This is a genomic window from Arcicella aurantiaca (assembly GCF_003148625.1).
Taxonomy (GTDB): domain Bacteria; phylum Bacteroidota; class Bacteroidia; order Cytophagales; family Spirosomataceae; genus Arcicella; species Arcicella aurantiaca.
Genome location: NZ_QGGO01000019.1, coordinates 25,078 through 49,979 on the forward strand (window position 1 = coordinate 25,078; position 24,902 = coordinate 49,979).

The 24,902-nt window shown below is 34.4% G+C and carries 22 protein-coding genes; 11 read left to right on the plus strand and 11 right to left on the minus strand.

Features of this window, described 5'->3' with window-relative positions; translation table 11 throughout:
• Positions 1–122 precede the first annotated feature (122 nt).
• The gene (locus tag LV89_RS16530) at positions 123–695 is read right to left on the minus strand and encodes a DUF3109 family protein (protein WP_109744030.1); all 573 of its coding nucleotides are present in this window, start codon (positions 693–695) and stop codon (positions 123–125) included.
• A gap of 346 nt (positions 696–1,041) precedes the next feature.
• Here LV89_RS16530 and LV89_RS16535 point away from each other — a divergent pair, with 346 nt between their 5' ends.
• Positions 1,042–3,471, plus strand: a complete 2,430-nt coding sequence (locus tag LV89_RS16535) for a LysM peptidoglycan-binding domain-containing protein (RefSeq protein WP_109744031.1) — start codon at positions 1,042–1,044, stop codon at positions 3,469–3,471.
• 85 nt (positions 3,472–3,556) lie between these two features.
• Here the strand turns inward: LV89_RS16535 and LV89_RS16540 are convergent, their stop codons facing one another.
• The 9 genes from LV89_RS16540 to LV89_RS16575 form a co-directional block, all read right to left on the minus strand.
• On the minus strand, positions 3,557–5,320 hold the full coding sequence (locus LV89_RS16540; protein WP_211321222.1) for a RagB/SusD family nutrient uptake outer membrane protein: 1,764 nt from the start codon (positions 5,318–5,320) through the stop codon (positions 3,557–3,559).
• A gap of 109 nt (positions 5,321–5,429) precedes the next feature.
• Positions 5,430–8,708 (minus strand): SusC/RagA family TonB-linked outer membrane protein, encoded by a 3,279-nt coding sequence (locus LV89_RS16545; RefSeq protein ID WP_109744033.1) that lies wholly within the window; start codon positions 8,706–8,708, stop codon positions 5,430–5,432.
• 293 nt (positions 8,709–9,001) lie between these two features.
• Positions 9,002–10,738 carry a transglycosylase SLT domain-containing protein gene (locus LV89_RS16550; protein ID WP_109744034.1) on the minus strand — a complete coding sequence of 579 codons (1,737 nt, stop codon included), beginning with the start codon at positions 10,736–10,738 and terminating at the stop codon, positions 9,002–9,004.
• A 160-nt stretch (positions 10,739–10,898) separates the two neighbouring features.
• Positions 10,899–11,549: an O-methyltransferase gene (locus LV89_RS16555; RefSeq protein ID WP_109744035.1), complete on the minus strand. Its 651-nt coding sequence runs from the start codon at positions 11,547–11,549 to the stop codon at positions 10,899–10,901.
• Positions 11,550–11,610: 61 nt separating this feature from the next.
• Complete coding sequence (locus tag LV89_RS16560) at positions 11,611–12,693, minus strand: glycosyltransferase family 4 protein (protein WP_109744036.1); 1,083 nt, start codon at positions 12,691–12,693, stop codon at positions 11,611–11,613.
• Positions 12,694–12,744: 51 nt separating this feature from the next.
• Positions 12,745–13,152, minus strand: a complete 408-nt coding sequence (locus LV89_RS16565; protein WP_109744037.1) for an HNH endonuclease — start codon at positions 13,150–13,152, stop codon at positions 12,745–12,747.
• Entirely contained in the window at positions 13,149–13,388 is a 240-nt protein-coding gene (locus tag LV89_RS16570; RefSeq protein ID WP_109744038.1) for a hypothetical protein, read from the minus strand. Before LV89_RS16570 ends, LV89_RS16565 begins: the two co-directional genes overlap by 4 nt.
• 22 nt (positions 13,389–13,410) lie before the next feature.
• Complete coding sequence (locus LV89_RS25260; protein WP_158279612.1) at positions 13,411–13,569, minus strand: hypothetical protein; 159 nt, start codon at positions 13,567–13,569, stop codon at positions 13,411–13,413.
• 39 nt (positions 13,570–13,608) lie between these two features.
• Positions 13,609–14,265 (minus strand): tetratricopeptide repeat protein, encoded by a 657-nt coding sequence (locus LV89_RS16575; protein ID WP_109744039.1) that lies wholly within the window; start codon positions 14,263–14,265, stop codon positions 13,609–13,611.
• Positions 14,266–14,377: 112 nt separating this feature from the next.
• Here LV89_RS16575 and LV89_RS16580 point away from each other — a divergent pair, with 112 nt between their 5' ends.
• The 10 genes from LV89_RS16580 (at position 14,378) to LV89_RS16625 (ending at position 23,586) form a co-directional block, all read left to right on the plus strand.
• Positions 14,378–15,610 (plus strand): M16 family metallopeptidase, encoded by a 1,233-nt coding sequence (locus tag LV89_RS16580; RefSeq protein ID WP_109744040.1) that lies wholly within the window; start codon positions 14,378–14,380, stop codon positions 15,608–15,610.
• Positions 15,611–15,654: 44 nt separating this feature from the next.
• Positions 15,655–16,185, plus strand: a complete 531-nt coding sequence (locus tag LV89_RS16585; RefSeq protein WP_146199185.1) for an ADP-ribosyltransferase — start codon at positions 15,655–15,657, stop codon at positions 16,183–16,185.
• Positions 16,186–16,188: 3 nt separating this feature from the next.
• Positions 16,189–16,521 (plus strand): hypothetical protein, encoded by a 333-nt coding sequence (locus LV89_RS16590; RefSeq protein WP_109744042.1) that lies wholly within the window; start codon positions 16,189–16,191, stop codon positions 16,519–16,521.
• A 47-nt stretch (positions 16,522–16,568) separates the two neighbouring features.
• Positions 16,569–17,690 (plus strand): radical SAM family heme chaperone HemW, encoded by a 1,122-nt coding sequence (hemW, locus tag LV89_RS16595; RefSeq protein ID WP_109744043.1) that lies wholly within the window; start codon positions 16,569–16,571, stop codon positions 17,688–17,690.
• A 126-nt stretch (positions 17,691–17,816) separates the two neighbouring features.
• The gene (gene mtgA, locus LV89_RS16600) at positions 17,817–18,614 is read left to right on the plus strand and encodes a monofunctional biosynthetic peptidoglycan transglycosylase (RefSeq protein ID WP_109744044.1); all 798 of its coding nucleotides are present in this window, start codon (positions 17,817–17,819) and stop codon (positions 18,612–18,614) included.
• Positions 18,615–18,695: 81 nt separating this feature from the next.
• The gene (locus LV89_RS16605) at positions 18,696–20,777 is read left to right on the plus strand and encodes a DUF7657 domain-containing protein (protein ID WP_146199186.1); all 2,082 of its coding nucleotides are present in this window, start codon (positions 18,696–18,698) and stop codon (positions 20,775–20,777) included.
• Positions 20,770–21,504: a glycosyltransferase family 2 protein gene (locus LV89_RS16610; RefSeq protein WP_109744046.1), complete on the plus strand. Its 735-nt coding sequence runs from the start codon at positions 20,770–20,772 to the stop codon at positions 21,502–21,504. Before LV89_RS16605 ends, LV89_RS16610 begins: the two co-directional genes overlap by 8 nt.
• Positions 21,492–21,857, plus strand: a complete 366-nt coding sequence (locus LV89_RS16615) for a DUF2304 domain-containing protein (RefSeq protein ID WP_109744047.1) — start codon at positions 21,492–21,494, stop codon at positions 21,855–21,857. Before LV89_RS16610 ends, LV89_RS16615 begins: the two co-directional genes overlap by 13 nt.
• A gap of 12 nt (positions 21,858–21,869) precedes the next feature.
• The gene (locus LV89_RS16620; protein WP_109744048.1) at positions 21,870–22,649 is read left to right on the plus strand and encodes a glycosyltransferase; all 780 of its coding nucleotides are present in this window, start codon (positions 21,870–21,872) and stop codon (positions 22,647–22,649) included.
• A gap of 13 nt (positions 22,650–22,662) precedes the next feature.
• A complete protein-coding gene (locus LV89_RS16625) occupies positions 22,663–23,586 on the plus strand; it encodes a class I SAM-dependent methyltransferase (RefSeq protein WP_109744049.1) in 924 nt (307 codons plus the stop codon).
• A 43-nt stretch (positions 23,587–23,629) separates the two neighbouring features.
• Here the strand turns inward: LV89_RS16625 and LV89_RS16630 are convergent, their stop codons facing one another.
• Positions 23,630–24,742 carry a glucosaminidase domain-containing protein gene (locus LV89_RS16630; protein WP_158279613.1) on the minus strand — a complete coding sequence of 371 codons (1,113 nt, stop codon included), beginning with the start codon at positions 24,740–24,742 and terminating at the stop codon, positions 23,630–23,632.
• Positions 24,743–24,902 lie beyond the last annotated feature (160 nt).

The window sequence follows — 24,902 nt, forward strand, 5'->3', positions numbered from 1 at the left end:
TTGCTCTCGTTCAAGTTTCCAGACTTGAACGAATATGAGTCTCCAGACTCACGGAACTAATTTACATTCTACGAGCCTTGAGGCTCTATTGTGGTTCAAGGCTGGAGGCTTGAACCAATTTTTTACTCCTCCTCTCTATCTTTAATTTCCTGTAATAATTCTTGATACCAAGCCTCTCCGTATTTTCGGATAAGTGGTTCTTTTAAAAATTTATAAACTTCAACGCCCAAATTTTCTCCATGCGAACAAGCATCAGAACAAATATGCCAACGGTCGTAATTTAGGGCTTCGTAATGTTCGTATTTTGTAATTCTGATTGGATACAAATGGCAAGAAATCGGTTTTTTCCATGAGATTTTACCATCAAGATACGCTTGCTCAATTCCACATTTCAAGATATTTCTTTCGTCGTAAATGGCATACGCACATTCACGCCCTTCTATCACTGGTGTTGAATAATCTCCTTCCCAATCTTTTACATAAACGCCTTCTTTTTCAATGGCTTGAATACCAATTTCTGAAAGATATGGTTTTACTGTTTCATAGATTTCCTCCATAATCGGCAATTCGTCATCATTAAGAGGAGCTCCTAAATCTCCTTCAACACAGCAAGCACCTTTACATTTAAGGAGGTCACAAACGAAGAATTTTTCAGCTATATCATCACTAATGACAGTATTTTCTATCAATATCATTTTAAAATGTTTTATGTAGTAAGCAATAAATTCTACTATTTTTCAGTCTATTTATTACTTCCCTAATTTCAATATCTCAAACTCAGCACCGAGTGTTACAATAAATAATCTCACAAAATTACGTTAAATCTGGTACTTTTAAACGACTTGGCATTTTTATTGACTAAGATTTAAAAGATGCGGTTCAGCAAAGTTTATACAAATGAATATTTTGCTTTTTTTTATTTATTTTTGTATTAACCTATCTAAAAGGTTGTCTAAATAAACCGCCAATGATTTAGATAAAGATGCTATTTTGTTTTCCTTGAAAATAAAGTAACTATCACCCATAAAATATTCCTTATTTATGAAAAAGCGTCTTTCGCTGCTAATATTGGCTTTTCTTACTTGTGTTTGGGCAACGGCACAAGACCTTCCACGTAGCCTTTTTGTGGGTTCTGTCAATGTCAAGATTGAGTCAGATGCAAAAGCTATCATTGAAAGAGAAATTGACAATCTCAATGCTAATCAAAAATATTTGAATTCATTGACTACAAAAATGAATTTATACTTTCCAATTATTGAAAAAATATTGGCTGAAGAAGGCGTTCCCGACGAATTCAAATACTTATGTGTACAAGAAAGTGCTTTTAATCCAGATGCCATTTCTACTTCCAATGCTATTGGATATTGGCAATTCAAGCGAGAAACTGCTCAGGAAGTAGGCATGAGAGTTGATGGCGTTATCGACGAACGTAAGCATATCGCAGCCGCAACTAAAGGAGCAGCGGTTTATCTTTCAAGAAATAATTTAATTTTAAAAAACTGGGTTTCAACATTGCTTTCCTATCGTTTAGGACTTGGAGCGGTGCGAAGAATGAGTGATATTGACTGGGCTTATAAAAATGAAGTATCCGTAAACGCTTCTACTGATTGGTACGTTTTACGCTTTTTGGCACATCGTCATTTCTTGGAAAAACAATATAAACAATCTAAAAATCAAGTTTCGAGCAATTATATTTTTGAATATACCAATAGTCGAGGAAAAAACTTAACTGATATTGCTCAAGAATTAGAAGTTCCTTTAGCTGATGTTATTGTTAATAATACGTGGTTGAAATCAACCACTATTCCAGACGATAAAGATTATATCGTTTATCTTCCTGTGAATAGTCAGCAATATTTAGACTTAAAAATTAAAAATGACCAACAGAAGTTTTCTGAAGACCAAGTTGCGGTTAATAAAGATTTAGGTTTTCCTGTATTGGTTAAACTAACAAATACAGCTACTAAAGATGAACCAATATTTTACGAAATAAATGGTAAAAAAGGGATTTTAGCTCGTCAGGGAGATACGCCAGAAAGTATTGCAGAACGTGCAGGAATTAATTTAAAGCGTTTCTTGAAATTCAACGACCTTGATGATAACGACAGAATTATTCCTAATGAAGTTTATTATTTAAAGAGAAAAGACCGCCGTGCTGTGGTGGCATATCATACAGTAGAAGGATACGAAACGCTGTGGAAAATTTCTCAAATGTACGGTGTGCAATTGGAGGATTTAATGACAAAAAACCGTATTACTCAAATTCAACGACTTCAAAAAGGTCGTTTATTGTGGTTAATTGAAACTCGTCCAGAAGGACAAAGTGTTGAATATGTACAGTCTCCAGAAGATAAGCCCGTTACTATTATTGAAAAACCAGTAGCTGTTGAACCTAAAAAACAACCCGTAACTCCACCAGCAACCAAAAAGCCAACACCTCCACAGAATAATCAATCAGAAGTGACAATTATTGAGACTAAAAATGAGCCAAATAACCCTATCGTTACCACTCCTTCGAAACCTGTAAATACACCAAGCACTAAACCTTTAGACAATACAAATACTCAGGCAAGTAATACTTCCGTGACCACGAAACCGTCGTCTTCAAGTATATCTACGCCTCCTCCTGTGGTTTATAACCCGACTTCAAATAGTGGGAAATCAAATAAAATTATTAAAAGTCATATTGTTGAACCGAAGCAAACTTTCTTTAGCATTGCAAGACTTTACAATATGTCAGTAGATGAATTGTACAGTTTAAACGATATGTATTCTGGGAGTCCGTTAAGAATTGGACAAACCATAAAAGTATATCAACCAAGCTCAACGCCAATTACAGGAGCAACCAGAACAGAGCCTAAAACAACGACAACTTATACATATCCTCCTGCAAACAAGCCGATTCCAACACCAGAAAATACAACAACAACGATTGTCAGAGAAGTGGTGACGTCTCCTGCTGAAAATATTGAGGTGGCATCAACAAACCCAAGTCCAACCATTACAACAACGCCTGTAAATACAGCACCAACAACGGTTTATACGCCCGCACCCGCTACGCCTACAACCGTTAACAAACCATTTACGCCTGCCGCAGTCAATACAAAACCGAATTATAAAATTATTCATACAATACAGGCAGGAGAAACAATTTATCGAGTTTCAAAAACTTATGGTGTAAGTGTTGAGAGCATTAAAAGTTGGAATAATTTATCCCATAATACCGTTGAAATTGGGCAAGAATTAGTGATTTTGGGTGGCAATGTCATTCCAAATTCTTCAAATGAACCAACAACTACAACGTCTCAAGCTACCCAAAATAACAATTACAAATATCATATTTTGAAAGCAGGTGAAACCGTTTTTAGAGTTTCTCAAATTTATGGTGTTACTGTTGATGAAGTCGTAAAATGGAATAATATCAAGAATTTCTCCGTAAGTGTTGGTCAGAAAATTGTGATTAAGAAATAGATTGAAAAAGTAAAAGCCAATTTCCCATCACTGAGAAATTGGCTCTTGCTTTTTCACTTCAATCAGAATTTTATTGAATCAATGCTTAATAACCAGCATTTTGTTTCAACGTTGGCTGACCATTCTTTTGGCTATTCAAAATTTCGTCATTGGGTAATGGGAAGTAATTATTCTTTGAACTAAATACTTTTCCTACTAAATAACCTCTTTTGTTATAAGTACGTCCTGATAAATCCTTTCCATCTTTAGACTCCTCCTGAACGTATTTGTTCAAGTATTTTTCTGCAATTCCCCAACGTACCAAATCAAAGAAACGGTGACCTTCCATCGCAAATTCTAAACGATTTTCCATACGTACTGCATTACGTGCGTAGTCTGCTCCTTTAGTAGTAAATGTTCCTTTTGGATAAGGATTTACCATATAATTGATAGACGCATCTTGTACAGAACCTCCTTTTGCACGGTTTCTAATCATATTTACATAGTCTTCACCTGCTTGCAAATTTCCTAATTCAATTTCACATTCTGCTAACCAAAGAATTACCGACGACAATTTCAATAAACGATAGTTATTATTTACGTTTCTTCTTGAAGTTGAGTGAGTTGAACTTCCTTCATCTGCTAAATAATACATCCATTTTTTACCCGTATAAGGTCCAGAATAATTTTGATTTCTAATCCATGAATATCCCGGCATTTGTCCCCAATCAAGGAAATTTACACCTCTACGTCCAACAGTCCAATCTAAACGAGGGTCAACAGCCACGGTTCTATCTAAATTAAACGCTTGGTCAGACTTCAAGCCTTGGTCGTTTGGTAAATCTACTTGGTTATAAGTATCAGCAGTTCCGTCAGCAGATGAACCAATCATTGGTAATCCGTCTTTATCCGTTTTAAAAGCATTCACTAAATTTTGTGATGGCAAATAAAATCCACAACATCCTCTACCCGGTGCATTCGCAGAATATGGCCAGTTTAAGTTATCTCCTGCATTTCCATTATTACCGTTTGTACCATCATTTACAGAAAATTCTACTTCAAAAATTGACTCTGCATTATTATTGGTAATGTTTCTATAATTTTCATGGTAATTACTTACTAATTTCTTACCCGAATTTTTCAAAACATCTTCTAATAATGTTTTAGCAGCAGCATATTTTTTCTGGAAAATTAAAGCTTTTGCTAAATACGTTTTTGCTGACCATTGCGTGGCTCTACCTTTTTGAGATTGTACCGCTGGAAGATTTGCTGCGGCAAACGTAAAATCAGCCTCAATATTTGACCAAATATCCTTATCATTAGGAATTTTAGTAGAATTTGGGTCAGACGCTACATACGTTTTTTCGTCAATGTATGGAACGTTATTCCACATTTTCTTTGCCTCAAAATGATAATGTCCTCTCAAAAATCTCGCTTCAGCTATCACTTGTGTTTTCTCGGCATCAGTCATATCTTTTATGTCAGGGCTTTGAACGAGCTGAATGGTTTCGTTACAACGAGCTACGCCATCGTAAGAATGTTGCCATTTCCCTAAAAAGTATGTATTGTCCGACAACCAGTTATATTGTTCAATATATTCTTGTTCTGGTTGGTCACCAATATCTGTACCTTTCACGGCATCGCCACTCGTGATACCGCCAAATACATAATTTGAAATTGTGGACTGACGACCTGTATTTCCAGCTCCTACTCCATCCATAAGCGAGTAAGCACCAATTAATATGGCATTCACCCCATTTTTATTACTTAATGATACCAAAGAGGCAGCTCCCTGCGGTTGAATATCAAAGAAAGACTCTGAACAAGAGAATGTTAGTCCAAGTAGTCCGAGTATCAATAATTTTTTCATGATATTTTATTAAATGCTTTATGTTATACACAATAGGCAAACCATATTTTTGATATAACACAAAGACGTTTATTGCTATTTAAAAATACTTTGTTGACTTACAGAAAAATTAGAAGCCTAATCTAACGCCTACGTTATAAGATTTAGCAACTGGGAAAGCACCTTCGTCGATACCCATGTGAATATCTTGATTGTCTGTTCCAGAAGCTCTTAAATTAATATCTGGGTCTAAACCTTTATACTTTGTAAAAGTGAGTAAATTTTGACCTTGAATATAAATTTGAGCAGAACTTAACTTGATTTTTGTCAAGAATGCCGCAGGAACGTTGTAAGTCAATTGAATATTTTTGATACGCATATAAGAGCCATCTTCAACAAAATATGTTGAGATTTGCTGACTTGTACCATCTTGTGAATTTAGACGTGGCAACAAAGCATTATCTCCTTGTTTCTTCCAAGAATTATACAACATATCTGTCGAGCGGTTTCCTTGAAAAGTGTTGAAATCTGTCCAGTATTTCAAATAGTTAAAGATTTGATTTCCTTGAGAACCTTGTGCGAAAATGGCTAAATCCCAGTTTTTATACCCTAAATTTAGATTCAAACCATAAGTAAAATCTGGGTGCGGATTTCCAATAATTGTTTTATCAGCAGCCGTAATTACGCCATCACCATTTATATCTCTAAACTTGAAAACACCTGCTCTTGTGTATGTTCCGAATTTTGGAGCAGTCGCCGCTTCTGCATCATCTTTAATTACACCATCTACAATATATCCGTAGTAACTCGCAATTGGTAAGCCTGCTTTTGTTACCGAAATGGCAGGAAGACGAGTCGAGAATCCAAATACTGTTGCATTAGGGTCATCGTTCAATTTTACCACATTGTTTTTGTACGTACTGAACATTCCGCTTACAGTATATCTGAAATCCCCGATTTTATCTTTGTAAGTAATATTCAAGTCAAGTCCTTTGTTGTTTACTTCTCCAATATTTACGTAAGGAATTGTACCCGTTCCCGCAGTTCTTGGAATTGGCACTTGGGTAAGCATATTTGAAGTAGTACGAGTGTATAAATCGACAATTACTTCCAATTTTCCTTTCAACAAACTTGCATCAATACCAATGTTTGTGGAAGTGTTAGTTTCCCATCTACCGTTCGGGTTTCCGAATTGTGTTAAGTCAAAACCGTTAGCAATGGCATTTCCAGAACCTGTAATATCATAAGCATTGTTAAGTGGGTCTGGATTGTACAAAGTATAAGCATTGTACACATTTGGAATTAATTGGTTTCCAGTTACGCCCCAACCTCCTCTGATTTTTAAATCTTCAAACAAAGTTTGTTTTTTCATGAACTCCATTTCTGTTAAACGTAAGCCCAATGAGAATGCAGGGAACACTCCATAACGGTACGCAGGAGAGAATCTTGAAGAACCATCTCTACGAATCGTAAAGTCAGCCAAAAGGAAATCTTTGTAGCTATAATTCACTTTTCCGAACAAAGAGAACAAATTACTAAGCGTTGCACCAGCTCCAGCATTTGATAAACCAGCAGCAGCTCCAAGATTTAAGTATTGATAAGAAGGGTCATCAAAAGCATAATTACTACGACCAGCATTAAAACCAAATGCGTAAGTAGTAACGGCTTCTGTTCCTGCCAACACATTAAAGCTGTGGCTTCCAATCGTTTTTGCATAATTAACTGTATTAAACCATGTTACGGCTCTATCAAAGTTATTAAATACTGTTAAACTGTTTGAGCTACGTGGTTCTGCGGCTTCAATATCACGGTTGAAATATTGAGAAAGGTTATAGTTGTTAAATTCAACGCCTAAACTTGTTCTGATTTTCAAACCTGCAATGAGAGCATATTCTGCGAAGATATTTCCGAAAATATGCGTTCCTTTTACTACGTTATTTCTTTCACGCCATAATCTTGCCACTGGGTTTGGAGCATTTCCAAGGTTTGAACCTCTACTTCCTGCAAAACCGTTGAAATCAGAAGTATTTGTTCCACCCAAAGCAACAGGTCCACCCGTAATATCAAATACAGGAATAATTGGCTGAACACGAATAGCAAACATAATAGGATTACTTTCATTATTGTTACCACTCGGAAAACCCGCAGCACCGTTTGTAATACCTACTTTTTCATCATAAGATAAAGTAAAATTCTCTCCATAAGTCAATTTACCTCTTGTAAATTCAGTGTTGGCTCTTACCGAATAACGAGTGTAATTTGTATATTTCAAGATACCATCTTGATTGAAATAATTACCAGAAATGGCATATCTACCTGATTTAGTTCCTCCTGTTGCTCCTAATTGGAAGTTAGAGATTTTAGCAGGACCAAATATTTCACGTTGCCAGTCTGTACCTTCTTTATTTGCTTTCGTAATGTTGAATGCAGTTACACCCAATTTAGGGTCTGCAATGTCATTTGTATAAGTATAATTAGCAGGTAAGGTACCATAAACGTTTGGATAGATATAATCTGCAATGGTTTGCTCACCCGTAGATGTAAAACGATATTGTGCTGAAGGAGAAGTTCCTGCGGCTTTTCCTGCTCCAATTTCAGATTCATAATAATACTGTCCCAATTCTTTGGTATTCAACAAACTAAGTGTTTTTCCAACCGTTTGAATCCCTGTATAAGCATCAAATGTAATTTTTGATTCTCCCACAGCTCCTCTTTTGGTTGTGATGATAACCACACCATTGGCAGCACGAGCTCCATAAATAGAGGCAGACGAAGCATCTTTCAATACTTGCATCGACTCAATATCATTTGGGTTGATTTGGTTAAGTGTTCCTTGCGTTGGTACACCGTCAATTACATACAAGGGACTGTTATTGTTGATTGAACCAAAACCACGAATACGTACCATTGTTCCTCCTCCGGGAGAGTTATCATTACCAACCGTAACCCCAGCAGCTCTACCTTGCAACATTTGGGTAACACTGGCACTTGGCAAAGCAGTTAATTCTTTTGCACCTACTACTGTTACCGCACCTGTAATATCTTTTTTACGTTGAGAAGCGTAACCCGTAACGATTACTTCTGATAAAGATTTTACATCAACTATTAAAGAAACATTGATTGATTCTTGACCGCCAACTGCGATTTCTTGTGAAGAAAAACCTAATGATGAGAATATCAAAGTAGCATTATTCGGAACATCAATAGTATATGCACCATCATTGCTTGAGGTTGTACCCTTATTGGTACCTTTCACCTGAACGCTTGCACCAGGAACGCCCGCCTTTGTTTCATTGTCAATAATTCTACCTGTAATTTTTCGTTGGGAAATAGCTACAAGTGAGCAACACACAAATACGAATAGCAAAAGGAATCTCTTTCCGATGGGAATTGAGTAGTTTTTTTTCATAAAAGTTAAATGATTAAGTATGATTTATTGTATTGAAAAAGGTAATTTATACTTACCACATCATGATAAATATTATATAAATATTTATTAAAATAATACAAAAACAAAACTTTTTCAATTAAAAAAATTATAAAAAAACCATAAATAATACTTTATTTAAAAATATTTATCATTATTCTGACTTTTGCAAGTTAAAATTAAGGTTCATAAAATAACATTGTGCAAAAAGAAAGCCTCCCGAAAAATAATTTCGAGAGGCTTTACCATCAATCAAACCCAAATCTATAATGTTACTACTTAGTTCCTTGAGCCAAAGTACCTGATGTTGGCTCATAATAATGACCAAATTTTATTAATAATTTCTTGCCAATTCCTAATTTTACATCTTTATTCATTTTGTTCCAAGCCCAAACATCACTCACTGAAATATTATATTTTCGAGCAATGCTATAAAAATTCTCTCCGCTTGTTACAGTATGCGTATAATTGGTTACTTGATGAATTTGTACAGGAATATTTGGCTTAAATTCTTCTGTTTCTGTTGTTTGAGCAACTACTTCTTCTTTAACGGGAGTAGCTTTTGGCTCTTTCGCTTCTGTCAACGTCAAATCAACCACTTTCACACCTTCACCTTCTTTTTGTTGTGAAACATTTTTAGAGGCTACAACTTCTGTATTTTTCGCAATTTCTTTGATAACTGGTTTGTTTGGTACAGTAATTACTTCCACAGGACTATTGGATGGACGAGTTTTTTGTAACCATAACACTCTCCCATCTACCAAACGCTGAGGAGCATCTAAACGATTATATTTCAACAATTTAGACAAACAAATTCCGTACATCTGCGAAACTTTCCAAAGGCTTTGTTCTGTGGCGTTTGTCACGGTATGAAAAGGCACGGGAGCTTTTTTTGCTTTTTTCTCTAAGTAGTAAATTTCGTTCGGAACAATTTTCGTGTCTAAACCATCTGCTAAATCGTTGAACTTAATAAAATCTTCTACGTCAAAATCAGCTCTCACACAGATTGACTCTACGTCGTCACCTACTTGTGCTTGAATACCTGCTTTGTTATTGATATTATAGAAAATTGGTACATTTTTATTTTTTGTTTTAGCTGTAATTCTTGTTAAAACAGGAAAACCTAAATCTTCCGTAAAAATGTCTGCTTTACCGTTCATGGTTAGCACTTTTTCTTTCATCGGAGCAATTTCATCTTCCGACAAAGCAATCAACATTGTATAAGGTTTATCTTCTGGAACAGTTGTTCCACTCATCCAACGATTATACTTCCAAATATCATCTTCAGAAACAACTAACTCTTTGGAAATAAACGAAATAGCTTTTCCTGCATTGAAAGTATATTCAAAAAAAGTAATGTCTGACGGTTTATATTTGGCGATTTCTTTTTCAAGGACTAATTTATGAGCAATAGCACGCAATACATAAAAATCTGTTTTGGCAGTTACTGAAATTTCTTTTGAGCCGTACCATTCTTTCGCAATGTATTTATAAACATTGCTCAAACCTGTACGATAAGAATTCAGGGAAGAAATCCAGTTATTCAATACTAAATTATTTCTTTTTAGATATAAACAAGCGGCTCTTGTGGACGCATGAATATTTTTACGCTCGTCGATTTGGTCGTCCACTCTTAGACCAAATTCCATTGCCGTTTCTTTTTTAAATTGCCAAAAACCTACTGCATTTGATTTTGACACAGCATCTGGTAAAAGTCCAGATTCTTGTACTGCCAAATATTTGAAATCTTCGGGAATACCTTCATCTGCCAACATTGTTTCGATGATTGGAAAATATAAAGCAACACGGTCTAATTTCGCATTTAGATAGGTTTTGTTCCCCAAAAGAGTTTTGATGTCGTTTTGAATTATTCCCTGAGCATCTTTAGAAATATTGATGCTGACACCAGCAAACTCTACGGTTTCTGGCACGGGGTAAGACTGGGCTACTGAGCAAAAAGAAGCTAAATAAAGTAGTAGCACAGTAAGATGAACAATTGGCGGATTTTTCATTTTACTGATATGGATTATGTGATTGCAGAATGACCAGGATGGATTCAGAAATATTGAGCCTTTACATACCTACAATGATGCCTTCACAAATGCCGTGCCAATTTTCAGAATTGTATATTAACAAAAAAGGAATGAGTATTAGTCATTCCTTTTTTCTACTCTAAACTAACCTTCTCGAAATCATTAATCCATCTCGAATTGGCATTAAAAGATTTTCTGTTCTTGGGTCGTCATGGCACATTTTATTGAAATTGAGAAGATTTTGAGTGTCTTTATCTATCTTCTTACCTTCTTGAATATCAGCCACTTTACCACTCCAAAGTACATTATCAGAAATGATATAACCACCAATTTTCACTTTATCAAAAACCAAGTCATAATATTTATGATAGTTCATTTTATCGGCATCAATAAAAACCATATCAAATGTTTCTGTCAATGTCGGAATAATTTCTCCTGCATCACCAATTCGATAATCAATTTTGTTTGCTAATGGAGATTCGTTAAAGAATTTTCTGGTAAAATCTTCCAATTCTTCGTTGACATCAATGGTGATAATTTTGCCATTTTCGGTCAATCCTTCTGCCAAACAAAGAGCTGAATAACCTGTATAAGTCCCTATTTCCAAGATATTTTCGGGACGCATCATGTGCGAAAACATCGATAAAACTCGCCCTTGAATATGTCCTGACAACATTCTGGATTGTAATATTTTAACGTGAGTTTCACGATTTAATCGTGCTAACAAATAACTTTCGGGAGAAGTATGATTTTCTGAATAATCGTTGATATTTTGTGGTAAAAAATCCATGATAGTATTTAGTAACACAGACTTCAGTCTGTATATTTATTTTTACAGACTGAAGTCTGTGTTACAATGATTGATATAATTCGTTTAATTGTTCAGCAATGTTCTTGGCAGAAAACTGTTCAACGTGTTTTTGTCCCGCTGCTATCAATTGTTTTTGCAAATCTTTATTGGCTAAAACTTGTAAGATTTTATTGGCTAAATCAGTTGAACTGGCGGGGTCGGCATATAAAGCCCCTTCGCCACCTGCTTCTTCCAGACATGACCCCGTTGCTCCAATAACAGGCACGCCCGAATGTAAAGCCTCCACGATAGGAATGCCAAAACCTTCAAAAAAAGAAGGATAAACAAAGAGCGAAGAACCTTGATAAAGAGCGGGCAAATCTTGGAATGGGACTTTATTCAAAATCTTAACATTCTGAATATCATACTTTTGTATATAATCTTCAATTTGAGTTTGATATTTCGATTTACTTCCAACCAAAATCAATTGATAATTACTCAAATTCAATTTTTGAAAGGCTTCAACCAAACAAAACTGATTTTTACGTTCAATAATTGACCCTACTGACAAAATATATTTCTTCCGAATTCCATATTTTTCAGTAACATTTTTAATAGTTTCGGAGCTTTGTTTTACTTGAAAAGCCTCGTCACAATCTTGATAAATTACCTTAATTTTATCAGGATTTGTACCGTAAAATTCAACAATATCTTCTTTGGTCTGTTCGCTAACGGCAACAATAACATCCGCTTTTTTACAGGCTTGTCGGAACTTGATTTTATAGATGAGCGTGTCAAAAAATGGATATAGTCGAGGGTATCTTTCAAAAATTAAATCGTGAATGGTAACTACTGTTTTTATCTCTTTAGGAATACTTCCGAAAGGCAATTCGTTACTTAATCCATGATAAACATTTACTTTATCACGCTCTAAATCATTCTTAATCAACCAACTACGCCACAAAAATTTCTTTTTAGGCGTAACAGATTTAATGCCAAAATCTCTAACACCTGATTTAGGCGTATAAGCCAAATATTCATGCTGAGGAGCATATTTCAGCAATGCCTCAATGATAAATCGACTATAATTTCCTAAGCCTGTATTATTATGGTATGCCCGCTTGGCATCAAAACCTATTTTCATTCTGTGTTTTACGGACAGCCTTGTCCGTCGTGTAAATTTTCAAAAATACAATTAAGAAATAACGCCAATTTCAATCAATGATTTTCTAAAAATAATGCGTTCTAATTGATTAAATCTCAAAGTGTTGATTGTAGCTTCTCCAATGGAAGACAATGACGCAATAGTTCCATCGGATAATACTTCAAAATGTTCAATCCAAAAATCAATTCTCGGGTTAAAGAGACGTACTATTTCATCGTCATTTGAATATGAAGCAATATCTGAACCTTTATTTTGATTGCAATGTGGACAAGCATAAGCGAGGTTACGAAGTATGGTTTTCCCTCCGTGTTTGACGCTTCGTATATGGTCAATATGAAAAGTGGTAGCTAAGAAAAATTCGGGTGTTAGACAATATTCACACTTAAAATCAGCGTTTTGAGCTACTTGTAGTCTTAACTTTTCTGAAATACGAATCATTTAGCAACAAGTTGATAGGCACGAGCTTTCGCTAAACCAATTAATAAATCGTAGTTTAAATATTTCTCTAACTCTTCGGATTCTGATGATGAGATTGTTCCATTTTTTTTCATATCCGTTAATAATTGGATACGGCGTTGAAGGTCATTCGAGAATTTGAATGATAATATTTGTTGTGGCATCACATCTGCCATAAAAGAAGCTATTTGGTCTTGTGCTGAAACGAAAGCTGTCATAGTATTCTCATTTTTAACAAAGTTACAATAATTCTCTAATTTTCAGTGTCAACTCTTCTGCCCGATTGGTTGTCATAAAGTGACCTCCACCCTTTATTTTCACATCTGCTGAAACAAATTTATACGGCAAAATTCTATCTGATGTACCGTGAATATGTTTAATGTTTGGAAGAATAGACACATTTTGCCAATTTACGATTTTATCAATTTTATGTTCAGACTATTTCTTTCTTAAAATTTCTCTAACCTCTGGATTTATAGCATTTGGGTCTATTTTATCGGTCAATTCTAAGTATTTTAAAGCACTATCTTTTTCCATAAAATACGAATATGAAGCGGTTAACTGTCCATAAGCTAAGGCATTTTTAGGATTAAGTTGAACAGATTTCTTTAAACATTCAATCGCTCTATCTAAATACTCTTGCTTCTGTGTTTTAAAGAATATTTGACCATTGCTAACACCTAATCCAAGCCAAACATTTGAATTATTTGGATTAATTTTTATTGATTTATTAAAATAGATAAGAGATTCTTCTGGTTTCTCTTTCATTCCTAAAATATTAGCAAATCCCCAATAAGTTTCTTCATTTAAAGAATCTAACAGCCACGCTTGATTAAAGCGTTTCATAGCAGTATCGTAATCATTTTTATAAAAATATCCCCATGCTTTTTTTGTGTAAAATTTCGAAGCTTCCTGACGATTTTTGAAACCGTTATCACATTCCCTGAAAAAATCTTGGTCAATATCAATCTGTTCTTGACATTTTTTCTGACTCCCATACATAGGTAAGAGATTAATATTTTCAAGACAATCTTGCGTAGAAGAACAAGACATAATAAAGAGCATTACAAGAATTATACAACGTTGGTATTTCATAAATTTATCATTGATTTTTGAGTGTAAAGCAATCTAATGAATCTTTCAAGTATAAAATTAGTTATTTTTGTACTTATGTCTTCTACGAATTGTGGAGTCGTGCTAAATTTTAATGGAATCAATCAATCATCATACCCTGCCTAATGGAATTAGAATCGTACACCGTCAGGTTACGCATACTACTATTTCTCATATTGGAATTATGCTCGACATGGGGAGTCGAGACGAAAAAGCTCACCAACAAGGACTTGCTCACTTTTGGGAACACATGGCTTTTAAAGGCACTCAAAAACGTTCTTCCTTGCAGATTATCAACCGTTTAGAGATTGTCGGAGGAGAATTAAATGCTTATACAACCAAAGAAAAAGTTTGTTTTCACGCTTCTGTGCTTACGCCACACTATGAGCGTGCGTTGGAACTTTTGTCGGACATTACGTTCAATTCAATCTTTCCCGATAAACAAGTTGAGCGTGAACGTGGCGTAATTTTGGAAGAAATGGCGATGTATTACGACTCGCCCGAAGATGCTATTCAAGATGATTTTGATGATATTATTTTTGCCAATCATCAATTAGGGAAAAATACACTTGGTAATCAAGAAAGTGTTTCAAACTTTACTCGTAAAGATTTATTAGATTTTATTTCTGAAAATCTTGATACAGAAAGAGTGATTTTTTCATCCATTGGCAATATGCCTTTCAAAAAAGTTTTACAATTAGCCGAAAAATTCTTTAAAGATATTCCTGCTAAAAAATCAAACTTGACACGAGTTGCTCCTACGGCTTATTCACCTCAAAATCAAAGCGTTACTCGTGGCATTTCTCAGGCTCACGTTTCCATTGGACGCACAGCGTATTGTCTTTCAGACACCAAGCGTTTACCTTTTTTCATGTTGGTAAATCTTTTAGGAGGTTTTGGGATGAACTCACGCTTGAACTTGGCTGTCAGAGAACGAAACGGTTTAGTTTATTCTATTGATGCAGGTTACACGCCATTCATTGACACGGGTTATTGGAGTATTTCGTATGCCACCGAAGCCAAACGTTTAAATAAGGTTAATTCTCTGATATTAAAAGAATTACAAAAATTAAGAGATATAAAACTTACAAAAACTCAGTTACACAATACCAAAGAACAATTGATGGGACAAATGGCAATGTCGGAAGAAGGCAACATGAGTTTTATGTTGATGATGGCAAAAAGTTTATTGGATATTAATAGAATTGATAGCTTAGAAGACCTTTTTGTTCAGATTAGAGCAGTTACGGCAGAACAACTTCAAGATTTAGCCAATGAAATGTTTCAGGAAGATGATTTGAGTTATTTGACGTTTTTGCCAGAGTGACAAGTGCTTTTTTTGTATATTTGTATAAAAAATACCTATTTGATATGAGTGCTGAACAATATGCTAATAGTTACCTCAAAGATGAAGTTAAAATAATTGAAAATTCTGAGAGACAAACTATAGCTCCAGAATTAAACATTTTTGAAAAAGCACTTATCTACAAATATTCAGAGGATGGTTATCAAGATTTGAATGAGCAACTCAGAATCAGTAAGGGAGAAAATATCTCCAACTTTGGTCAACTTTTATATGAATCTTTAGAAAAGCTACCCAATTTCATTGGTAATGTGTACAGAAGTATAAATTTGAATGATATTGAATACAATAAATATTTAACTGCTTTTCAAAACGATGAAATAATAATTGAACCTTTTTTTATATCCACAAGCAGAAGTCAATTAATTGGTAACCAATTCGGACGAATACGATTTGAGATTTTTTGCCAAAGAGGTAAAAACATTGGGAGCATTTCAAAATACGCTTCAGAAAAAGAAGTTCTTATCAATTATAATAGTCAATTTAGGGTAATTGAAGTTAATGAGATAAAAAAGCATATCAAACTTATCGAAATTTAGGTCATGACAACTACAAGCAAAACTGACATAGAAATAATAAATACCCCTACAATTTTTCAGGTAGTAGCAGACTATTCATTTGATGAAAAAGATAAAAGCCTTGAAATTGAATGGATTGACTCTGAGCTATTTTTCTTGAAACAAAAATTAGTAAATGGAGCAATGACACTACAAAAAAAAACTATTGCTCAATTAATGGATTTGATTGGTAAATTATCTCTCAGAAAAGAATTTATAGAAGACGAATTGTCATTTAAAAACTATGAGAATGTCAATGATAATCCTGCTTGGAGATTACACAAAAAGTCCCAGTCAGGCTTTGAACTAAAAGATTAGTAGGCTCTTCGTGTATATCATAAATAATATGCACATTTTTCCATAAAATGCACTTATACCTCCACATACCTTTTTGCCGACAAGCTTGTCATTATTGCGACTTTCATTTTAGCACTTCTTTGAAAACTAAAAATGAAATTGTACACGCTCTTTGTCAGGAAATTGCTTTGCAAAAGGATTATTTGAAAGACAAGAATTTAGAAACTATCTACTTTGGTGGTGGAACGCCTTCGTTATTGGAAGATGACGATTTTGCCCAGATTTTTGAAGCCATTTCAAAATATTTTAACATAAAATCAGACGCTGAAATTACCCTTGAAGCCAATCCTGATGATTTGACGAAAGAGAAACTTCAATTATTCAAAAAGTACAATATCAATCGACTTAGTATTGGCATTCAGTCTTTTCATGAACCACACTTAAAAAGCCTTAATAGAATTCATAGTTCAGAAGAAGCAGAAACTTGCGTAAAATCAGCACAAGACTCTGGGATTGAGAACATTACGATTGATTTAATCTATGCCATTCCTGCCGAAAGAGACGATATTTTATATACCGACTTAGAAAAAGCTACGGCACTAAATACCAATCATATATCTGCTTATTGCCTTACGATTGAGCCACAAACCGTTTTTGGAAAATGGTTAAAACAAGGAAAAATACAAACGATTGATGATGATTATGCCGCAACACAATTTGATATTTTAGTAACTTATTTAGCACAAAGTGGTTTTGAGCAGTATGAAATTTCCAATTTTGCACGAAACAATCAATATTCACGCCACAATACAAGTTATTGGAAACAAGAAGAATATTTGGGTATTGGTCCTTCGGCACACAGTTTCAACCATGTAAGCCGACAATACAATGTGCCAAATAACACACAATATATCAAAGCTTTACAACAAAACTCAGTCCCTTCAGAAATTGAAATTTTAAGTTTGGAAGATAAAGTCAACGAATATTTATTGACAGGCTTACGTACCAAATGGGGCTGTAATATTCAGAAAATCAATCAGTTGTCAGATTCAAACTTCATAGAACTGAATAAAAAAATCATTCAAAATCAATTAGCTGACAATTTCATCTTGATTGAAAACGATACGTTGTTACTTACATCCAAAGGAAAATTATTTGCTGACAGAATAGCTTCTGATTTATTCATGTAAAACTTGAAGTTTCACATTTTTAGATTGCCTACCTTCAAAAAGAATCGTAATTTTGTAGTTTGAAACAAGACCTTCCGAATTAGGTTAAACTCTATTCTCCTCATCGCAAAAATCATTCATAACATTATGGCAAAAAATACGTTCAGAAATCCACAACATGAAGAACAACCACAAAACGAACCTGCAAAACTTAATGCTTGGCAACGTTTTAAGGCTTTTCGTGAACGTCAGCCTATTATCAGATTTATCATCAATAAATTATTCAAATATATTCTTTATGGTATTGGCGTTTCATTGGTTACGGTGGTACTCTTAAAATTCGTACCCGTTTGGATAACGCCAACGATGATTGACCGTAAAATTACAGCTATTGCCGAAGGAAGAGACTCGGAAATCCATTCAGATTGGGAGCCTTACGAAAATATTTCAAAAGAAGCCGCTTTGGCAGTTGTTGCCTCAGAAGACCAGCTTTTCCCACAACATTATGGCTTTGATTTTGGGGCAATGTGGGGTGCATTTCGTCATAATTTAAAAGGAAAAAAAATCAAAGGAGCAAGTACCATTTCTCAACAAGTTGCCAAAAATGTTTTCTTATGGCAAGGCAGAAGTTACGTCAGAAAGGTATTAGAAGTGTATTTTACCTTTTTGATTGAGGTAATTTGGGGGAAAGAACGCATTTTGGAAGTTTACTTAAATGTGGCAGAAATGGGGAAAATGACCTTTGGCGTAGAAGCAACTTCTTTACGCTTTTACGGACACGGAGCTAAAAGTTTAACAAGAACAGAAGCCGCCAGAATAGCCGCAGTGCTTCCAAGTCCAAATCGTTTTTCAATTGCCAATCCATCTGGATATGTACAAAGACGCACGAATTTTATCGTACGCCAAATGAGAGGTTTAGGAGGCAAAGCGTATTTGAAGTTTTGATTCCATTTTTTGGAATCAATCAGAATTATGGTAAAATTTGGAATAATTATTGATAAATGTTCCTTATTAAATACCCATAAAATGAAAAAACACAAAACCCAAAAGGTTTCTACAAACAGTCCTGTGATTCCGCCAAGCAACACTATTAATGAGAATAGCTCTGCTAAATCTCCTGTGGCTGACAATAAAATTGAACATTTGAATGAAATAACTCAGCCTTTTGAGTTAATTCGTTTCGACAAAAAACTCAATATTTACTTAGGAATCTGTGTTTTAGCATTCTTAATTTTATCACTTCTAAAAATTCATGGTTCGTCTGTTGCTTCATGGAATGACATTATTCCAGAGGGTTCAACCTCCACAAAAAGCATTTTAGCAGGAACTCCCAAAAGAATTAGAATGGATGAATATGCCGTTCTAACGCCTTTTACACTTTCCCAATACAATAATAATTTTCCTACGGCAAATCAAGCTATTGGTGGTCAGAATGCTCCTTTAATTGGTTTTGTTCCTGTCAATCACTTTGTTACAGCTTTCAGACCAAACTTTTGGGCATATTATTTCTTGTCGCAAGAACAGGCTTTTGCATGGGCTTGGAACTTCAAGACTTTCGGTATATTAATTTCAGTTACCTTAATGTTGATGTTATTAACAGGCAATAATTTGTTATTATCAATCTTCGGAGGTTTCTGGCTTTTATATTCTTCGGGAACACAATGGTGGTATTCAACCTCTTGGCCTGACTGTATTTTCTTGGCAGCTATTTTATTTACTTGTGCCGTTTATCTAATTTTTAGCAAAAATATTATTTCGCTCATTATCAGCACCTTACTTTTCGTCCTGTTTAGTGTGTATTATGCTACCATTTTATACCCGCCATACCAATTACCATTAGCTTATTTTGTAATATTTTTATTAGCAGGTTACGTAATTCATCATTTTAATAAAGACATTATTTTCGATAAATTATTCATCAAATTAGGTTTGGGTTTAGGTGCTTTTGCAGCATTAGGAATCATCTTTTTTAAGTTTTATTCGGATGCGAAACCAACTATCGAAGCCATGATGAATACGGCTTATCCGGGTAAAAGAACAGATTTTGGAGGCTCAGGTTTTCCTACCAATATGTTTTCAGAGTATTATCATTTATTTGTCAATTCCGATAGTTTTCCACAGGCTTGGATAAATATTTGTGAATTATCTCACTATATCAATTTTGCTCCTGTCATTGTTGGTTGCATGATTTGGTATTATGCAACTACCCAAAAAATCAATTATTTAGTTTTATTGCCAAGCATTTTTGTCGTTTTCATCTTGATTTGGATAAAAGTTGGTTTCCCTGAAAGCATTGCTAAATTGACTCTAATGAGTATGAGTCCACCCAAAAGAACACAAATTCCTTTTGGTGTAGCCAACGTTATTCTCGCCATTATTTATGTAAGTCAATTGAAATACATGAAAATTTCAGATTTGCCTATTTCTAAAAAAGTGATTTCCATTATTATTACCATTCTTTTTATGGGAATTACGGCTGCGACAAACGATAGCAGTTCTGGAAATTTCTTCAAAGCACCACAATTAGTAATCGGCGTTATTCTTTTCGGAATTGCCAATATTATGCTCTTATTTCCTCTCAATATAAAGTTTAGAGAAGTTATTTTTACCAGTGTAATTGCAGTTACCTTAGTGCCAAATATCATGGTAAACCCTATTGCCAAAGGACTTGCCCCAATAACTGAACATAATATTTATCAGCAAATAAAAGCAATTGATAAAGCTGACCCACACCAAAGATGGATGGTTAATGGTAGTCAATTTTACGGATATATCACCCAAGCCACAGGCGTAAATGTTTTAGGAGGTGTAAAATATGTTCCAGACTTCAAAACGATGAAAGTAATTGATGGTAAATACAAGCGTGATACCGTTTATAACCGTTATGCTCATACAGTTTATAGTTCGTATATAGACGGAAAAGACTCAACCGTAGTAGCTCTCAATTTTGAAGATGGATATTCAATTGGTATTGATGGTTGTTCGCCACGCTTGAAGGAATTGAAAGTTAAATACATGATTTTTGATAGACAGCCACAACCCGTAGAAGTGCGTTGTATGAAAAGAATTGCAGATTCTACGGTTCAAATCTACCAAAGAAATGACTAAGCAAAGAGCCAAAATATTAGTCATTATTCCTTGCTATAACGAAGAAGCGTCTATCCAAAATTTGGTCAATGATATTCAATCGGTAAAAAAACAACATGACTTACCGATTGATATTTTAGTGGTAAATGATTGTTCTAAAGATAATACGCTACAAGTTATTAAATCTTTAGATTGTCTATACTTAGATTTACCTGTAAACTTAGGCATTGGCGGAGGAATGCAAAGCGGTTATAAATACGCATACCGAAATGGCTATCAATTTGCGGTACAAATGGACGGAGACGGACAACATCCAGCCATTGAATTACCAAAACTTTTGCAAGAAGCACAAACCAACAAAGCAGATGTAATTATTGGCTCACGATTTTTAGAAGGAAAAGGCTTTCAATCTTCATTTTTTAGGAGATTAGGTATCACTTATTTTAAATGGTTAAATAAGTTTTTGATTGGGCAGACGATACATGACAGTACATCAGGATTTAGGGTATTTAATAGAAAAACGCTTGAACTTGTCAACCAATATTATCCCGATGAATACCCCGAACCAGAAGCGATTGTATTATTCGGAATGAGAAAATTAATCATGAAGGAAGTACCCGTAGAAATGTGCGAAAGACAAGGTGGCGTTTCTTCAATCAACTCATTCAGAGCGATTTACTATATGTTCAAAGTTAGTTTAGGAATAATTTTCGTTTATATCAGACTCAAAGGAAAATGGAAAATGTAGTACCTTTCAAAATACAGATAATCAGTATCTTAGCCACATTAGGATTCATGTATTTTATTGTCCGACAAATTATTCGTGGGAAACTTCGTGAAGAATATTCCATCGTTTGGTTTGCTTGTACAATTGTGTTACTGATTTTTTCTTTTTGGCGAAAAGGTTTAGAACAAATTTCGTTGGCATTAGGCGTATTTTATCCTCCATCACTTTTGTTTTTATTAGCAATTGGGGCAATCGTAACCTTTTTAGTCCACCTTTCAATAGTCAATTCTAAATTACAAAGTCAAATAAAAGATTTAGCTCATGAAGTTGCTTTTTTGAAAGAAAAGCAACTCAATGAAAGTACCATAAAATAAGATTTTCTAAACATGAAACATACATTTGTAGTGCTGGCATACAAAGAATCTGTTTATTTGGAAGAATGTATTTTATCGCTGATTAATCAAACAGAAAAAAGTACAATCATTATTTCTACTGCTACTCCAAACAGCTTCATCGACAGTATTGCTCAAAAATATAACCTCTCTTTAGCTATCAGAAAAGGCGTTCCAACAATTGCCAATGATTGGACTTTTGCTTACGCCCAAGCCACTACAAAGTACATAACATTAGCACATCAAGACGATATTTATTTGCCCAATTATACCCAAAATTTATTACAGAAAGCCTCTAAATATGATACTTCAATTGCGTTTTGTAATTATTATGAAATCCGTAATAAACAAATCGTAAAAACAAATTTATTGTTATTTATCAAGCGGATTTTATTGCTTTCTTTAGGAATAAATTATGTAGGAAAGAGCAAAATCAATAAATGGTTATGTTTAGCATTTGGTAGCCCAATTTGTTGTCCGTCAGTGATGTACAACAAAGAAAAATTGGGAGAATGGCAATTTGACAATCATTTTAAAGTAAACTTAGACTGGAACTCGTGGCTGAGAGTTGCTAAAATGCAAGGAGCTTTTGTTTATACCAATAAAGCATTAATGTACCACCGAATCCATACACAGTCTGCAACTACTGCCAATTTGGATGATAATTTCAGACATAAAGAAGATATAGAAATATTTACCAGTCTTTGGGGAAAAACCATTGGTAATATCATCAGTAAATTTTATGCGAATAGTTATAAATCTAACGAATTATAATACAGAATAAATCATGGTTCAATATCAACATAGTAAAACTTGTAGGCTCTGCGGAAGCGAAGAACTCAATAAAGTCGCTGAAAATCTACATGACCCACAAGAATCGGTGCAAGATACCTTTGATGTTTTAGCTTGTACAAAATGTGGCTTTCACTTTACAGACCCTATGATTTTGAATAAAGACCTCGGTTTTTTATACGAAGGCAATTATTTTGGCATTGATAACAAGTTATCGTTTTTTGAAAACTTATATCGTTTTGACCAATATAGATACGATTTTGGTATTTATAGTAAGTATTTTTCAAAAAATATGACCATGTTAGATTATGGATGTGGAAATGGGTCGAGAGTAGAATATTTACGCCAAAAAGGTTTTAGAGCAACAGGTATTGATGAATTTGACATGATAACAACAGATTTAGACAAGAGTCTTTATGTTATTAAAAATCCTATTGATTTTTTCCCAGAACAGAAATATGATGTCGTTTTTATGTACCACGTCTTGGAACATTTAAGAGAATTTGACGCTCAAATTAATCATATCAAAACCAATATTCTGAAAAAAGGAGGATACTTAATTATTCAAGTTCCCAATGTAGATTGCTGGCAATTCAAGAAATATCCACAAAATGACAATCTTTATGAAGTTCCTCGACATTTTTGGCATTTCAATAAAAGAAGTATAAAATTTATGATGGAAGAAAGGGGATTTATCACCAAAGGGCAAAATTGCAAAAACTCCATTTTACATCCATCTACTATTTTAAGCAGTGTTTTTAAATTTAATATTCGGCAAGAGTGGGCAAAACCCAATCCAAATAAATGGCTTATTCATGCTAAATTTGGTTTATTTTGCTTGTTATCAATTCCAATTTTATTTTGGGAAAATTTAAGAGATGACAGTCCAATTTTAAATTGTATTTTTGAAAACAAATAAACAAAAAAGCCTCAAATAATCAAATTTGAGGCTTTTTCTATGATTAATCATTCTCTATCAATCCGTATCTATCTACTACTTTCATGATTCTATCGGCGTAAAATTTGCCTCCTTTGTGGGTATATCCACGTTCACCAACTGAATAAATGAATGTGTAGGCTGCTGAATATTTTTCCACGCCTGAGGCAATCTGTCCTCGATAATATTTGGCAATATCGCTATAATCTCGCTTCCAAGCTCCTGTTTTGTGCATGAAAACTTCTTCTACTAAAAATTCTATACATTCCCGTCTCGACCCAAAACGACGATACCAATTATCTGGACGGCGACTTTCATCATAAATGATTTGTCCATCATCTGATTTTTTAAGAATTGGCACTTTACCTTCATATTCATCGGGCTGTCCTTTCAACTGATAGGCGTTTGATTCATTTCCCCACCATTGTTTTATTCCAAAGAAATTATTGGCAAAAACCGCATTTCTGCTATATCCATAACCACTTTCCATTGCTGCCATTGCCATAATTACACTGGCTGGCACTTGATATTTTTGCCCTAATTCTATGGCAATTGGCTTAATATCTGCTAAAAATGCTCTGGCTTCATCTTGGGTCGGATGCCCAATGGCTGTCCCATAAACATTTTGATTTCTACCTAAAAATGGGTCTTCAGCAGGTGTTGGATTAAACCGTAGATTGGTCGTCGGTAATGGATAAGATGCTTTTGAAATATCAGGTTCGCCAGAGGTAGATGCCGATGAATTACTCGGAGGGTTTTGAATAACCACTACATTTCCCAATGATTTTCCTGTAACGGCAATTTCCCCATAAGCTACACTAACGGTATCATTGGTAGCAGAAATTCCTACAAATCTCAATTTCTTAACACTCGGAAAACCGAACGCAAAACTCAATTCAGCCTTATTCTGACTGGTTTTTATCGTTCCAAGGCTTCCTTTATCAGAGAAAATTTTAATGCGTTGTATATTATCTCCAGCACTAAACAAGAATTTAACTTCTTCTCCAACTGTAGCCGTAGGAACGTACTCAACACTGAGTCCAATTTTTTTGAGTTTTTGATAGGAAAATGCAAGTAGAGCAATACCCAAAAGGCATAATGCACTAATCATCCCGCCACGAAAAAGTTTCTTATTCATTTGCATAAAATTTCTGTAAATCCTTAGCTATTAAAACTCTACTATGGCGGTAACTGAGTCTATGTGCTAAAAATATCAAAAATCATGCCGTGTGAGGATATAAACATGAAGGAGCAAGTACGAGATAATATTTTTTGGAACAAGATGCTCAATTATATCT